17 protein-coding genes are annotated in these 14,401 nt (G+C 35.0%); 1 reads left to right on the top strand and 16 read right to left on the bottom strand.

The genetic code is table 11. The features are described from left to right. Positions 1–494 precede the first annotated feature (494 nt). From G5W_RS0104275 to G5W_RS0104320, 10 genes are all read right to left on the bottom strand, one after another. Positions 495–734 (bottom strand): indolepyruvate ferredoxin oxidoreductase subunit alpha, encoded by a 240-nt coding sequence (locus tag G5W_RS0104275; protein ID WP_010094515.1) that lies wholly within the window; start codon positions 732–734, stop codon positions 495–497. Between the two features lie 571 nt (positions 735–1,305). Next, entirely contained in the window at positions 1,306–1,857 is a 552-nt protein-coding gene (locus tag G5W_RS0104280; RefSeq protein WP_010094516.1) for an NADPH-dependent FMN reductase, read from the bottom strand. A 321-nt stretch (positions 1,858–2,178) separates the two neighbouring features. Further along, the gene (locus tag G5W_RS0104285) at positions 2,179–2,628 is read right to left on the bottom strand and encodes a DinB family protein (protein WP_010094517.1); all 450 of its coding nucleotides are present in this window, start codon (positions 2,626–2,628) and stop codon (positions 2,179–2,181) included. Between the two features lie 255 nt (positions 2,629–2,883). Beyond that, positions 2,884–4,254 (bottom strand): NADP-specific glutamate dehydrogenase, encoded by a 1,371-nt coding sequence (gene gdhA / locus G5W_RS0104290; protein ID WP_010094518.1) that lies wholly within the window; start codon positions 4,252–4,254, stop codon positions 2,884–2,886. A 310-nt stretch (positions 4,255–4,564) separates the two neighbouring features. Then, the gene (locus G5W_RS0104295) at positions 4,565–4,768 is read right to left on the bottom strand and encodes a DUF6501 family protein (protein ID WP_010094520.1); all 204 of its coding nucleotides are present in this window, start codon (positions 4,766–4,768) and stop codon (positions 4,565–4,567) included. 49 nt (positions 4,769–4,817) lie between these two features. Next, complete coding sequence (msrA, locus tag G5W_RS0104300; protein ID WP_029191008.1) at positions 4,818–5,768, bottom strand: peptide-methionine (S)-S-oxide reductase MsrA; 951 nt, start codon at positions 5,766–5,768, stop codon at positions 4,818–4,820. A 74-nt stretch (positions 5,769–5,842) separates the two neighbouring features. Beyond that, the gene (gene vrrA, locus G5W_RS22650; protein WP_010094524.1) at positions 5,843–6,280 is read right to left on the bottom strand and encodes a VrrA/YqfQ family protein; all 438 of its coding nucleotides are present in this window, start codon (positions 6,278–6,280) and stop codon (positions 5,843–5,845) included. A 195-nt stretch (positions 6,281–6,475) separates the two neighbouring features. After that, a complete protein-coding gene (locus G5W_RS0104310; protein WP_010094526.1) occupies positions 6,476–8,881 on the bottom strand; it encodes an SbcC/MukB-like Walker B domain-containing protein in 2,406 nt (801 codons plus the stop codon). 53 nt (positions 8,882–8,934) lie between these two features. Further along, positions 8,935–9,585 carry an AAA family ATPase gene (locus G5W_RS0104315; protein WP_010094528.1) on the bottom strand — a complete coding sequence of 217 codons (651 nt, stop codon included), beginning with the start codon at positions 9,583–9,585 and terminating at the stop codon, positions 8,935–8,937. Position 9,586: 1 nt separating this feature from the next. Beyond that, entirely contained in the window at positions 9,587–10,729 is a 1,143-nt protein-coding gene (locus G5W_RS0104320; protein WP_337445654.1) for an exonuclease SbcCD subunit D, read from the bottom strand. A 135-nt stretch (positions 10,730–10,864) separates the two neighbouring features. Between G5W_RS0104320 and G5W_RS0104325 the strand changes: the two genes are divergently transcribed. Beyond that, on the top strand, positions 10,865–11,185 hold the full coding sequence (locus tag G5W_RS0104325; protein WP_010094532.1) for a YolD-like family protein: 321 nt from the start codon (positions 10,865–10,867) through the stop codon (positions 11,183–11,185). 26 nt (positions 11,186–11,211) lie between these two features. Here G5W_RS0104325 and G5W_RS0104330 read toward each other — a convergent pair whose 3' ends face one another. From G5W_RS0104330 to G5W_RS0104355, 6 genes are all read right to left on the bottom strand, one after another. Further along, positions 11,212–11,433, bottom strand: coding sequence for a YozE family protein (locus tag G5W_RS0104330; RefSeq protein WP_010094534.1), 222 nt, complete (start codon positions 11,431–11,433; stop codon positions 11,212–11,214). Positions 11,434–11,456: 23 nt separating this feature from the next. Then, positions 11,457–12,008: a twin-arginine translocase subunit TatC gene (tatC, locus tag G5W_RS21950; protein ID WP_010094536.1), complete on the bottom strand. Its 552-nt coding sequence runs from the start codon at positions 12,006–12,008 to the stop codon at positions 11,457–11,459. 271 nt (positions 12,009–12,279) lie between these two features. Next, positions 12,280–12,480: a twin-arginine translocase TatA/TatE family subunit gene (locus G5W_RS0104340; RefSeq protein ID WP_010094540.1), complete on the bottom strand. Its 201-nt coding sequence runs from the start codon at positions 12,478–12,480 to the stop codon at positions 12,280–12,282. A gap of 20 nt (positions 12,481–12,500) precedes the next feature. Then, on the bottom strand, positions 12,501–12,704 hold the full coding sequence (gene tatA, locus G5W_RS0104345; protein ID WP_010094542.1) for a twin-arginine translocase TatA/TatE family subunit: 204 nt from the start codon (positions 12,702–12,704) through the stop codon (positions 12,501–12,503). Positions 12,705–12,866: 162 nt separating this feature from the next. Further along, positions 12,867–13,358: a dihydrofolate reductase gene (locus G5W_RS0104350; protein WP_010094544.1), complete on the bottom strand. Its 492-nt coding sequence runs from the start codon at positions 13,356–13,358 to the stop codon at positions 12,867–12,869. An 11-nt stretch (positions 13,359–13,369) separates the two neighbouring features. Then, positions 13,370–14,326 (bottom strand): thymidylate synthase, encoded by a 957-nt coding sequence (locus tag G5W_RS0104355; protein ID WP_010094547.1) that lies wholly within the window; start codon positions 14,324–14,326, stop codon positions 13,370–13,372. Positions 14,327–14,401 lie beyond the last annotated feature (75 nt).

Consider the following 14,401-nt stretch of genomic DNA (forward strand, 5'->3'; position numbering starts at 1 on the left):
AGGATTCCTCAATAGTAACATTCCAACCTTGTAAATGTTTTTCCACTAATCTAACCCTCCAGTTAATATTTTTTAGAAAAATAACTGGAATTATATGTTAGTAAGAGTATCTATTAACGTAGGATTGTAAGCTTCAGAGCAAATAAAAAGCCACAAGGTATATTAAATAACCCTGTGGCTCACAATCCGTCCAATAAAAAATACTGATTCTTTTCACTACCATTCTCTACTAAATCTATATTTCTAATCAGATCCCGAATTTATTAATCCGCATGAGTGAGAGGCAATCATATAATTTCCAAGGTTATCCTTCATTAAATTAGTCATTGCGATATCTCACTCCTTTCCGTAATTATTAGAAAAATTATACCATTTAAACAATTAACGAGTCAACCCTATATTTCTCAATATGTCTCCTCTATTCTCCGAAACATATCAATATAATCTCTAAAATTAAATAATCGCCACCATAGCTAAGGGTAGCGATTGATTTATTAACGATCTTCAAAAAATTTACGATTTAAAAGAATATATTCATTTTCCGATTCTGGAACTTCGTCTTCCATAAAGATTGCTTCTACAGGGCAAACTGCTTCACAAGCTCCACAATCAATACAAATATCTGGATCTATAAAAAACATGTCTATCCCTTCTTCAATACAATCAACCGGGCAAACTTCTACGCATTCCCCTGCTTTTTCTGTTTTACAAGGTGATGTAATTACAAATGCCACTTGAATTCCTCCTCTTCTTTACTATAAGGTCCATATAACTTTTACGATAACCAGAATAAATGCCATATTATAGTAATTATACTACATAACATTAATTATTTGTTCAAGCAATTACTTATAGAATCACCTTTTTTCGATTTTTTCATACGATTAATTAGTCATTCGCATAAGGGGCGATAACATGGAAATCTTTGTTCGAACTGGGGAATCTTTCTGGTATTATAGCCGATTATTTCAAGTACCACTATCGTTAATCACTCAATCAAATTCTTCTATATCACCTTCTGCCTGTCATTATAAGATTTCTAAATCATTATGCACTAGCGATTACGAATAATCAGCCTATTAGAGGGCTTTATATGCTTCCTTAATATGCTTCTACCCTTTTATCAGCCGTACCGATGGTTAAATCCAGACGGTGTTAATTTAGATTAGGTAGAGGTATTAACCCACTTCCACTTACACAATTTGAAGAGATTTATGAAGAGACATTAGGAATTCTACTCGCTAATTTTTAATATGTAATGAAAAAGTAAAAAGTAAGGAGCTTATGTGACTCCTTACTTTTTCATTATCTTTGCGATTCAATAAATTTAATAAATGCTTCTACCTTACTATCAAGAAAATCGATAGTTGTTTGATCTGTTATGGTATCAGTTCTAACATCTAACTTTTGTGTAACCTGATTAATTAATATTTCGTTCGCTCCTGGAGGTAGAACCTTTGCTTGAATTCCCGGTGCTACTAGAATCTCTCGTAAATGTAATTGTGCGCGTATAGTCCCCATCATTCCCGGTGTTGCTCCAAGTGGCATAACAGGTTTATCTAACAGCACTCTTTCAACACGTGAAGTCCAGTCAAGAGCATTTTTTAATACTCCTGGTACAGACCAATTATATTCTGGTGTAATGATTAAGACGCCATCAGCATTGGCAATGGATGATTTAAAATCTTTTACTACTTGTGGAGGATCAAGTTCAATATCCTGATCAAAAAAAGGTAGGGACCTTATATCCGCAATGTGCATATCAAGCTGGTCTGCATAGCGTTCCTGCATAAACCTAGCTATTTTCATATTATAAGATTCTTTTCTAATACTTCCTACTAAAGTTATAATTCTCATGTAAAATCCTCCCTATGTACATAATTTGATTTCTAAATATATTATTTAAGAAATTATTATGAATTTTGTCGTTAATATAACAATAGATGCTTCTATTTCGCTTGTCAACTATACTGTTCATTTTACCAATGGCCTGTTCAAAAGATATTTACGGGTTCTATTAGTCAATTGAAAATCCTAAATACCAAAAGATTATCAGGCGATGTTCTTTTGGTATAATTAGGAATAAGAGATTCGACACCTATAAAAAAGATCATCATGACTGATGATCTTCTCTATTGTATGCTCTAGCTCAATATAAATGAAAGTAAAAATATTAATCTAATTCTTTAATTTCTCCTTTATTTGTTGCAAATGGTGGATATCATGTTTTACAAAGATTTTCACAAAACTTTCGCTTGAGAACTGACGCTTGCCATTTCCAATTGTAAATCTAACATCTTCTCCTACTTTTGAAATGCTTTTTATTAGTTCTTCCCGTGTCTCGAGAAAAGCATCTAAAATAGCTTCCACTGAAGAGTCTCTTAAATACGATATCGCTTCCTCATTATATTGATCATGGTCTGGAAACTCTGGTAAGTTTGCTCCGTTAGTCATTTCTGGAACCATTTTCTCAAGATTGTATTTATCCCAATAATATAAGTGTCCTATAATTTCTCTAATGGACCATTTCCCCTCACTAATAGGTTCCTTTAACAGAGATTTATGTACATCTTTTAATTTCCGAATCACATCCAGAGTATCTTCAAGTTGTTTTAATACTTTCTTCAAAACCCTTCCCCCTCTATCATATAATATTAAATACTACTGTATTTATTATTGTACACTAAGATAAAACAATTGTGAACATATGTTCTGTTATTATTTTGGGATATCTTCCTGTTATTCCACTACCATGACATAGAAAAACCCTTGGCAAATCCAATGGGATTTGCCAAGGGTTTAAGTTTAAATAGATATCTAGCAGTCTATTTATATTTAACCACCTTTATACCAATTAATGCAGCAAATTTATTTACTCTCTGTTTATATAACTCCCTGCGCCAACATTGCTTCCGCCACTCTTACGAAACCAACAATATTTGCACCCGCTACTAGATTACCAGGAACACCATAGTCAATTGAAGTGTTCAAGCTTTGCTTATAGATATCTTTCATAATAGTTCTCAATTTACTATCTACTTCCTCTGCCGACCAGGATACTCGTGCACTATTTTGTGCCATCTCCAAAGCGGAGACTGATACACCACCAGCATTTGCTGCTTTTGCAGGTGCAAATAATATCTTGTGATCTAAGAAGGTATTAATCGCTTCAAGGGTGGTTGGCATATTTGCACCTTCCCCTATTGCCTTCACTCCATTAACAATTAATTTCTGTGCAGAAGACGAATTTATCTCATTTTGTGTTGCACATGGTAAGGCAATATCGCACGGAATAGACCATATCTCCTCACAATTTTGATGATATGTCGCTTCTGGGTGTTCACATGTATATTCTTCGATTCGTTTCCGCTCAACCTCTTTTAGACGTTTTACCGTTTCAAGGTTAATTCCATTCGGGTCATAAATATATCCGTTCGAATCACTACATGCGATTACAGTAGCACCTAACTGCATGGCCTTTTCCATGGCATAGATGGATACATTACCAGAACCCGAAACGATAACCGTGCTATTTTCGAAGCTCATGCCATGTTGATTTAACATTTCTTCAACAAAGTAAACCGTTCCATATCCGGTTGCTTCCTTCCTACCTAAGCTACCGCCATAGAGGATTGATTTTCCAGTCAAAACACCTGATTCGTATGCACCTCGTATTTTTTTATACTGACCAAACAAATAGCCTATTTCTTTAGCACCAACTCCGATATCACCAGCAGGGACATCGATATTAGGACCTATATGCATACTTAATTCTGTCATAAAGCTTTGGCAAAATCGCATAATCTCCATATCCGATCTTTCCTTTGGGTCGAAATCTGATCCACCTTTGCCTCCACCAATCGGTTGACCTGTTAGTGCGTTTTTAAATATTTGTTCGAATCCTAAAAATTTTATTATGCTTGAATTGACAGAAGGGTGGAATCGAAGACCGCCCTTATAAGGACCTAATGCACTATTATATTGTACACGGAAACCACGGTTTACTTGTACGATGCCTTCATCATCTACCCAAGGTACACGAAACGTGATAAACCTTTCTGGTTCAACTAATCTGTCAAGTATTCTCTGTTTAATATATATTGGGTTCTTTACAAGTACTGGAATTAACGAGTCAAATACCTCTTTTACTGCTTGGTGAAATTCAGACTCATGAGGATTTCGATGTTTAACCATTTCATATAAATGATTGACATAATTTGAAACGTTCTCTGTTTCTGTTTCTAATTCATACAAACAAATCATCTCCTAACTGTTCTTGCTGATTCAAAGGTATTTTATAATTTTTAGCAGTTTTGGTATGAATGCATTACAGGAATTATGTAGATCAGACTATGGGTAAAAATTAGTACGTAATGTATTAAAAAAGAAGAAATATCGAAGAATTACTATAGTAAATAACAATAGCAATTTTTAATTATAAGAAATATTGTACCATATATTTAAAAAAGTTCACAAATTTTACCTAACTACAACAAGCTGTACGACACGGACTACTTCTGTTTAGGAAGAAAAATAAGAACCGGTCTATAAAGACCGGCTCCAATTAGATTTCTTTAAAATAATCCTTTCGAAAACCTGCAATTCGATTACTGTCATCAAAAATAAAATAGAATTCCTCGGTCTCATTTTTAACATCATATATTTTTCCTGGAGTTAACTTATTATCAACTACGAATTTTTTTGCGTTAGCATGTACACACTCTATTTGTTTCGCTGTTGGATTATTCTCCCATTTTAAATGCATCATCTTAATCTCTTTCTCCTTTAGTTAACATAATATTATTATTGTTAAGAGGTTAGTTAAATAACCTTAAATAGTTACCATAGCCTTCCTCTTCCATTTTTCCTTTGGGTATAAATCGCATCGCTGCAGAGTTCATACAGTATCTAAGCCCGCCTTGATCCTTTGGACCATCGTCAAATACATGACCAAGATGAGAATCTGCCGTTCTACTTCTAATTTCGGTTCTAATCATACCGTGTGATGTATCTAGTTCTTCTACAATCTCATAGGAATCTATTGGTTTGGTGAAGCTTGGCCAACCACACCCCGCATCATATTGATCCTTTGATGAAAACAAAGGTTTACCAGATACAATATCAACATAAATTCCTTCTTGATTATTGTCCCAATACTCATTTTGAAACGGACGTTCTGTTCCTTTTTCTTGAGTTACGTGATATTGAAGTGGTGTTAGTTTTTCTTTTAAATTTGTTTTATCCATTTTCCATGTATTCTTAATAAAATCTTCCCTGCCAGAACCTTTTTTATAAAGACGATAATGGAAGGATTGTTTTTTATAATAATCCTGATGTGCTTCTTCGGCCTCATAAAAAGGTTTTGCAGGGAGTATCTCGGTTACGATAGGTTTTGAAAATTTACCACTATCTTGTAATGCTTGCTTAGACTTTTCCGCAATCTCTTTCTGTTCTTCCGTATGATAAAATATTGCTGTCTGATAGGATTCTCCTCGGTCATTAAATTGACCACCAGGATCTGTTGGATCAATTTGCTGCCAAAATGTCTCGAGTAATTGCTCATATGGCATCATTTGTGGATCATACGTAATTTGAACAGCTTCCACGTGTCCTGTTGTATTCGAGCAAACTTGCTCATAGGTTGGATTTTCAACATGTCCACCTGTATAGCCCGATACAATACTCATTACTCCCGGTCGTCTATCAAACGGTTCAACCATGCACCAAAAGCACCCACCAGCAAATGTTGCTTTTTCGATATTAGTCATGTACACTACCTCCATTTATGCTTCTTATAGTACATTCTTTCTTTTTTAAAAAGAAAAATCAAGTAAGGTGCTTCCTAAATAAATAACTTTGGCGTTGATTGTCCATCTCTTTCTACAGATGACTCCTCTGCCAATTGAAAAGAAGAACTACTGGTTAACGATTCGAACTCCTGACTCTCAAGTTCTCCACTTTTTTCTTCTGTATCATTATTTTCCAAACCTTTGAAGGCTTTCACCATACGATACATAGTAGGTAAGTTCCGTACTATTGGACCATACTGTTTGACGATTGGTGCTGCCGTGTCAACAACACGTAATATTTGCTGTACCCCGTTTAGGGTTTTTGAAATGCCATCTACTCCTCTTGTAGCCATTTGTCCGAAATTCTGATTTTGACCAATAAATTTCTGTAGCATCCCACCAAGATTATTATTTCTAGCTGGTCCTGGATACCCTTGACGTTGAGGAAACATAATATCGTTTCGTTGTTGTCTCTGCGGAGAGAATATCATAAACCATCCCTCATTCCTAAGTAATATCTAGTTTATTGTACGTACCAACACATAAAGCGTGTAGGCTATTGGAATATTATTAAAAAATGAGTAGTTATATTTCCCGGGTAACCGCAGAAAACAACAATATATATAAATTTTATGCGATTATTGACGAATCAACGCAAATTATTGTAGATCAAGGGATTTTCTTTGCTATTTTCCATAAGTAAAACTCAAATTGGACCCTCTATGAGAAGGGGTAATTACCAATTTAGTGTGAATCTCGTTTTTTAATGAAGGAACATGCGAAATTATACCAAGCAAACGATTACTCTCTTGTAAATCTTTTAAGCAATCAATAGCTTGTTGCAACGAAATTTCATCTAATGTACCAAAACCTTCATCAATAAATAACGTATCTAATTGTACACCGCCTGCGTGTGCTTGTACAACATCCGCTAGACCTAATGCTAGACTTAAAGCTGCTTTGAACCCTTCCCCACCAGACAACGTTTTAACGGATCTGGTAATTCCAGTGTGGTGGTCCATTACTTCTAGATCGAGCCCACTTTGTGCACCTCTTTTAGCAACTTCCCCACTTCGAACTAATTCATAACGGTGATCAGTCATCCTATCTAATCGCAAATTGGCTTGTAGTAATATCTCATCTAAGAAAGAGGCAAGTACATATCGTTCAAAGGATAACCGCAATGGATTATTCCCGCTTGAAAGATTAGACAAGGTTCCAACTACATAATACTCCTCTTCTAAACCCTTCATTTCTTTTAAAATACGATTCAATTGTTCTAAAATCTCTGTATCATGCTTTAGCTTATTTTGGATTTCTAATATATTTTCTTGAATCTCATCTAGTACCTTTCGATTTGCTTCCACTTCCGATTCGTATTCCGTAAGATTTGCTCGTTCAACATTAGCTAACTGCTCTTTCAGTTCCACTAATCGAAAGCGAATTCGCTTCACTGTAGTTTGGTATTCTTCTATCTCATTCGCTAATTGAGTTTGCGCTTCAACAGATAATTTCGCTTCCTGATAAGCTTCTAAATGTGGAAAACCATTTGCTTCCATTGCAACAAGAAACTTCTTTTGTTGTTCCTCAAAGCTTCTCTTAGTTTGCTGTTCGAATTCTTGTAATTGCTCCAGTATCGTGTTTTGTTTCTTTAACACCTCATCTTTTTGTTCAAACGCAGCCTTTAATAACTCCCATTCTTTCAGCATCTGCTGGTATAGCTCTTCTTTCCCTTTTAACTGAAGTTTGAAATCATTGGCATCTTGAATCGTTTCTGGAAGCTGTTTTCTTAAATCATCCAATTTAGTTCTCGTTTGAATCAGTGCTTCATGGTCTAGTCTGTACTCATCATCAATTAAATCAAACGTTTGTTTTAATTCTTTATTTTTATCTTGAATCGCCGTTTTCTCTAATTGAAGAGCTTCTAATTCCTTTTGCTTGAGCGAGATACCTTCTAATTTCTGTTTTAAGCTCCGAATCTCATGAGTAACCGTTTCGGATAATTGCGGTAAAGTTTCATGAGTAAAGTTAGGAGAAATACCTGACAAGTTTTCATAAAGTTTATCAACGCTAGCCCGTTGTGTTTGACCTAGTATTTTTTGATCCAAGAACTCCTGTTCAATGCTTACAAATTCTGCTTCTTTCTTTTTAATAAGGATCTTCAATTCTTCTAACTCTTCAAAGTCATGAGGTACTTTATCATGAGTAGCTTTGTTTGGATGACTAGTGGAACCACATACTGGACAAGCTTCTCCTGCTATTAACTGATTAGCTAAAATCCCTGCAAATTGTTCTTTTTGGGCAAGTTCTAATGTATCGTACTTCTGTCGTAATTGTTTTATTTCTTCTTGTTTATGCTGGTATTTTTTTTGTGAAGTTGTATATTGTTGTCGAAGAACAATTAACTTACGATAGTCATTCTGATACTCATCCAGCTTACCTTTAATTTCTTCTTGCTTTACTAAAGCTTCTTTTGTTTCATAGAAAGCTTTGGTAAGCATCGATTCCTCACTTAGCTGTTTCTCTAACTTTGTGATTTGTATCTCATTTTCTTCAATTGTTGTTTGAAGGTTCTTTAATTTCGTTTCTTTATTTGCTTTTTGTTGCGAAAGTTCCGCTTCTCTCTTCTTCATCGCAAGGTACATTTCTACATATTCTAATTGTTGCTTACCCTGTTTAATTTCCTCTTTTAGCTTCTCACGATCCGCTTCTTTCTTAGCTGATTCTTCATACTTTAATTTGATTTGAGCCAGTTCTGCTTTAACTTGTCCTACTTCCTCTTTCTTCTCAGTTAACTTATTTAACTGAGATTGCCATTCCGAATGTCTAGCATCACTTTGCTCTTCTAGTGGTACAATTTGTTGTGCAGTCCTAGCTTGCTGCAGTCTTTCTTCTTTAAGACTAATAGACTCTTTTAACTGTTCTAGTCTTTCGCTTTCTTTCATTAGAGATTCTTGTTCTTTAAACTTTTCTTCGATTAGGCTAGCATATCTAAGCTTTTCTTCTACAAGCCGTAGTTTTTCTTGTTGTTTCCGTTTCATTTCCTGTTGTTCCGCTTCTATCTTGCTTGTTTGTTCAATTTCTGACTGCAAGTACTTAAGTAAAGTGTCCGTAGTATCATCTTCCGCGGTTACATGCTGCCAATCTATTTAGATAACCCATAATTAACATCCGCTTCCAGTTTTTTTACCTGAGACTCTAAATCCTTCGCTTGGGCTTTTAACTCTTCGGTCATTTTTTCGTAAAAATACGTTCGAAAAATCTTCTGAAGAATCGCTTCTCTTTCTTTACTATTCTCTGAAATTAATTTACGGAATTCACCTTGAGGGATTAGTACCATTTTACGGAATTGTTCGTAATCAAATCCTAACTTTTCTTCAATTGATTCATTTACATCTTTAATACGAGAGGATAGTAGCTGCTTTTCACCATTTACAATTTCATAGAGTATCGCCTTCGCAGGTTCCTCCGTAAATCCTTCTCCCCTTTCTTTCTTTTTCTGTTGTTTTGGATTTCGAATTATTTCATAAACATGATTATTTAAAGCAAACCGAAATTCCACTTCTGTAGGCTCATCTATTGCCGCAAAGTGACTTCTTAACGAATCTTGATCACGGTCTGAACCACTTGCTCGACCATATAAAGCGTAACAAATCGCATCAAAGATTGTTGTTTTCCCAGCTCCAGTAGGTCCAGTAATCAGAAAAATAGACTCATCACCAAGCATTTCAAAATCTATCATTTGTTTCTCCAAATAGGGACCAAATGCTCTCATACTCAGTCTTATGGCACGCATCCTATTCCCCCCTTTCTCTTGTCATTACTCTCGATATCGTTTGCTCTATATATTCCATTTGTTTTTCTTCCATTTCTTCACCTGTTATTTCTTCATAGAATGAAGCAAATAACTCAGTATGAGATTGTGTTTGTTTTTGGCGTATTTGTTGTAAGTCTAATAAGCTCTTCGTAGTGGTGAAAGCCACACGCTCCAGCCTTAGTATATTCGGATATATTTTACGAAGCTTATACATTGGATCGATAATTTGACCTTTATCTAGCAATCTAATATGCAAATAATCCTCGTGATTTTCCAATGGATGATCCATTAACTCTTGAAAATAGCCATCTACAACACGCATATCATGTCTAGGTACTAATGGTAAAAACGATAATGTACAAGTACCTGTTTCATCCATATCAATCATCGTAACAGACTTTTTATGCGTTGCTTCTGAAAAAGAGTATTTTAAAATAGAACCACTATATCTAACTACATCCCGTTTAATGCGTTGTGGTTGGTGTAAATGTCCTAAAGCAACATAGACAAACTCATCAAATAAAGACGCATCTACATATGGTGTACCACCAATCATGGATAGTCTCTCTTCTGACTCCGATTCCATTCCACCTGCCACAAAAGCATGTCCCACAAATATATGCCGTTCAGCCATATCGTGATGGTCCTTGATATATTGAATGACCGCTTCCATAGCCAATTGATGAGAATGAATATTAGGATCTTGAAAGAATTCTCTCGCCTCTGCAGGTTCAATATAAGGCACCAGATGAAAATACACAGGTCCATGTTCATCATGGATGACGACTGGTTGCAGGCTTCTACTTAGCTTTGTTTCAATATAAAGATGTTGTTCTCTAAACATCTCTGTTCCAAATTCAAGTCTTTCAGGGCTATCATGATTACCTGATATCGCTAATACTGGTATCTTAATATCTGTTACAAGGGTAGTTAACACTCGATTCAACAAATCTACTGCTTCCTTCGGTGGTACAGCTCTATCGTATAAATCCCCGGCAATAATTAATACATCCGGCTTCTCCGAACGAATTAAATCTATTAATTGATAGAGAATAAATTCTTGTTCTTCGGTCATGTGAACACTATTGACAATTTTTCCTAAATGCCAATCAGCAGTATGCATAATTTTCAACTCTACTTCCCCCTTGTAAAATCTACGTTTGTTCTTAATTTTATCATGTTTCGTCTTTCTCGAGTATATCTGATTCTTGATAAACAAACAAATGTTCGCATATAATAGAAATGAGGTGATTACAAAATGGTACATGACAGAGGATCCATCAAATGGACATCATTAATGCTTCCAGAGCATGTAGAGCTACTAAAATCAATCTGGAACGAAGATAAGAAAATAAAGAAGCCTGTTCTCGATGAACAAGAAATTGAAGTCTTAAATATGCTGTTAATCGAGGCATACGAAGAAAAACAACCTATCACAATCACATATTATAAAAACCATCAATTACTTTCTATAAAAGGTCAGATAATCAAATTGGATTCCATTCATAATTCCGTATTCGTAAAAAGTCCAGATCAAACTTTTACCATCCCCTTTTCTTCTATATATCAAATAACATGAAAATGCTCTGGAGAAATCCAGAGCACTTAATCTTTTTCTTTTATTAAATATTCATCCCAAAGGGAATCAAAAACCGATATGGCATTTGTAAATGGACTATTCCATTCCAAGTAGTCACTAATTTCATCATAGCTCATGGATTGCTTTGGAAAATTATGATCTGAAAACATCCAGTCAGCCAACTTACTTTCATCATCCGGCTTTTTCTTCCCTCGATAACTCATCATAAAATGATAAAACGAACGCATATGCAACACCTCGAATAACAGTTTTAAGCTTCAGCTTCCATAAATTCCTGATGTTTCTTTTCTTTTTTCCTATAGACTGTTGCAGAGAGATAAATACTTATTTCATATAAAAGGAAGAATGGTATGGATACAATAATTGGCAAGATGAAATCTGGTGGCGTTACCATTGTAGCCACGATAATTAATACAAAATAAGCGTACTTTCTAATTTTCCGCATAAAAGCCGGAGTTAATAAACCAATGCTAGTAAGAAACATTGCGATAATAGGTATCTCAAAAATAATCGCAAATGGTAGTGTTATTCGGAAAACAAACTTAAAGTATTTTTCCGCAGTAAACATTTCAACAAATGTACCATCATTTAAAGATAAAAGAAATGGTAAAATTAGGTTAATAAACATGATATAACCGACAACTAGTCCACCAACAAATAATAAGAATATTGCTGGAATATATGCTAAAGAAGCCCTTCTTTCCCGAGAAGTTAACCCCGGTTTAATAAACATCCACAGTTGAAAAGCTAAGATTGGGAGTGTTGCTGCAATAGCCATAATGCCAGCTATTGTAAACCACACCCAGAAAACTTCTGCCACGCCAGTCAATGTTAACTTAAAGTCGATATGACTTTCAAAAAACGATAGATATCTTCCACAAAAATATAACTAGCTATAAAAACACAATAAAAAATATTGCCGTTACGACAAGTCTATTTCTAAGTTCCGCTAAATGCCCAGTGAAATTCATTTCTTTCTCTTGATTCTTACGCGCCATATACTACACCCCAAATATTAGAGTTGATCCATAACAGAAAAAGAAGATGCAAGGTTAGAAACCTTACACCTTTCCTTAGTCATTTTTAATTGTTGTATTCATTTCATTTGTTGGTTCTTTTTTAGGTTCCTCAGATACAATATCTTTGGCAGCGTTACGAAACTCTCGTAAAGAACTACCAAAAGCCTTACCGATTTCAGGAAGCTTAGAAGGACCAAAAACTACTAATGCAACAATAAGAATTAAAATTAAACCTGGAACACCGATACTACTCATGTCTGTTCACTCCAAGTGAATTATTTGTTTTCTTGTCCTTTAACAATGTTCTTCGCATCGTTAATCTCATCCGTTACATCTTCCGTTAAATCCTTCGTTGATTTTTTAAATTCGCGCAACGTTTGCCCAGCAGCTTTTCCTATTTCCGGTAGCTTTTTAGGACCGAAGATTACTAAAGCAATAATTAAAATTAAAATCAAACCAGGAATCCCAATCGTAGCCATGATTACACCTTCTTTAATCTGATTAATGTCATTATAGTAGATAAATCTTACAATTGATATGTACCATATAAAACGATCACAAAAAATTCATAAAGATGGTTAAAGTGAATAACCATCTTTATTTTATCAGTTACTCCTATATTATACAACCATCAATGCCTATTACTTCACACGGTCATATTGAATAAAATAATAGTCATAGGGATTTTTTTCATCTCTAATCCCCTTCGTCCTAGAAGTTTCATTCCATTCTTCTAAAGAGACCGCAGGAAAAAACACATCCCCATCAAATTCCTCTTCAATTAACGTTACATACATACGATTGGCATACGGTAAGATTTGCTCAAATAAACCTCCACCACCAATAACGAAGATTTCTTCTATTGGATTCTCTTCATCCATCTGTAAAATCGTATTTATGTCATGTATTAATTCAACCCCGGCCGGTAACTGTACATCATTTCTACTTAACACTATATTTCTTCTGTTAGGTAGAGCTCTACCGATGGAATCAAACGTTTTTCTTCCCATAACAATTGTATGTCCAGTAGTTTTCTCTTTAAAGAATTTCAAGTCATTTGGGAGGTGCCACGGTAAATCATTGTTGGCACCAATTACCCTATTTCGGTCCATAGCAAATAATAAAGAAATCATTCAAGCCCTCCTTATACAGCAATTGGTGCTTTGATAGTAGGATGTGGATCATAACCAACAATCTCAAAATCTTCTAACTCAAAATCAAAGATAGATGTTTTATTCGTATTGAATCGTAATTGTGGCAATTCCTTCTTTTCACGATCCAGTTGAATCATTACTTGTTCCACATGGTTTTGATAAATATGTGCATCACCTAGCGTATGAACAAACTCTCCAACCTCTAATCCTGTTTCATGTGCAATAAGATGTGTTAATAATGCATAACTAGCAATATTGAAAGGCACACCTAAGAACACATCGCCACTACGTTGGTAGAGCTGACAAGATAGCTTTCCATCCGCTACATAAAACTGGAATAACGTATGACACGGCGGTAAAGCCATGTTTGGCACATCTTCAGGATTCCATGCAGATACAATATGTCTACGAGAATTCGGATTCGTTCGAATGGACTCAATTACCTCTTGTAATTGATCAATTGTTTCAGCCTGAGAGGTTTTCCAAGACCTCCATTGTTTTCCATATACAAAACCTAAGTCACCGTACTTACTTGCAAATTGGTCGTCTTCTAACACCTTTTGCTTAAAAAGATCCATCTGTTCCTGATAAAGATGATTAAATTCTTCATCAATCTGACTACGATTTCCAAAGTCTGTCATGTCAGGGCCTTGGTATTCATCACTTTCAACCCACTTTTTAAATGCCCACTCATTCCATATATTGTTGTTATTCTCTAATAAGTAACGAATATTGGTATCACCTTTTATAAACCATAACAATTCACTGGCAACTAAACGAAACGGTACCCTTTTTGTAGTTAGTAAAGGGAATCCCTCTTGTAGATTGAACCGCATTTGATGGCCAAATATAGAATATGTACCTGTATTAGTCCGATCATCACGTTTCATTCCATTACTCAAAATATGGTTACATAAGTCCAGATAAGCTTGTTCTCCTGTTATCATTAGTCTTCCCCCAAATCTATATCGTTTTTAACATTGTAACATAATAATCTTGTAACATAATCGTAATTCATAAAA

This window comes from Ornithinibacillus scapharcae TW25, assembly GCF_000190475.1.
Lineage (GTDB): Bacteria > Bacillota > Bacilli > Bacillales > Amphibacillaceae > Ornithinibacillus > Ornithinibacillus scapharcae.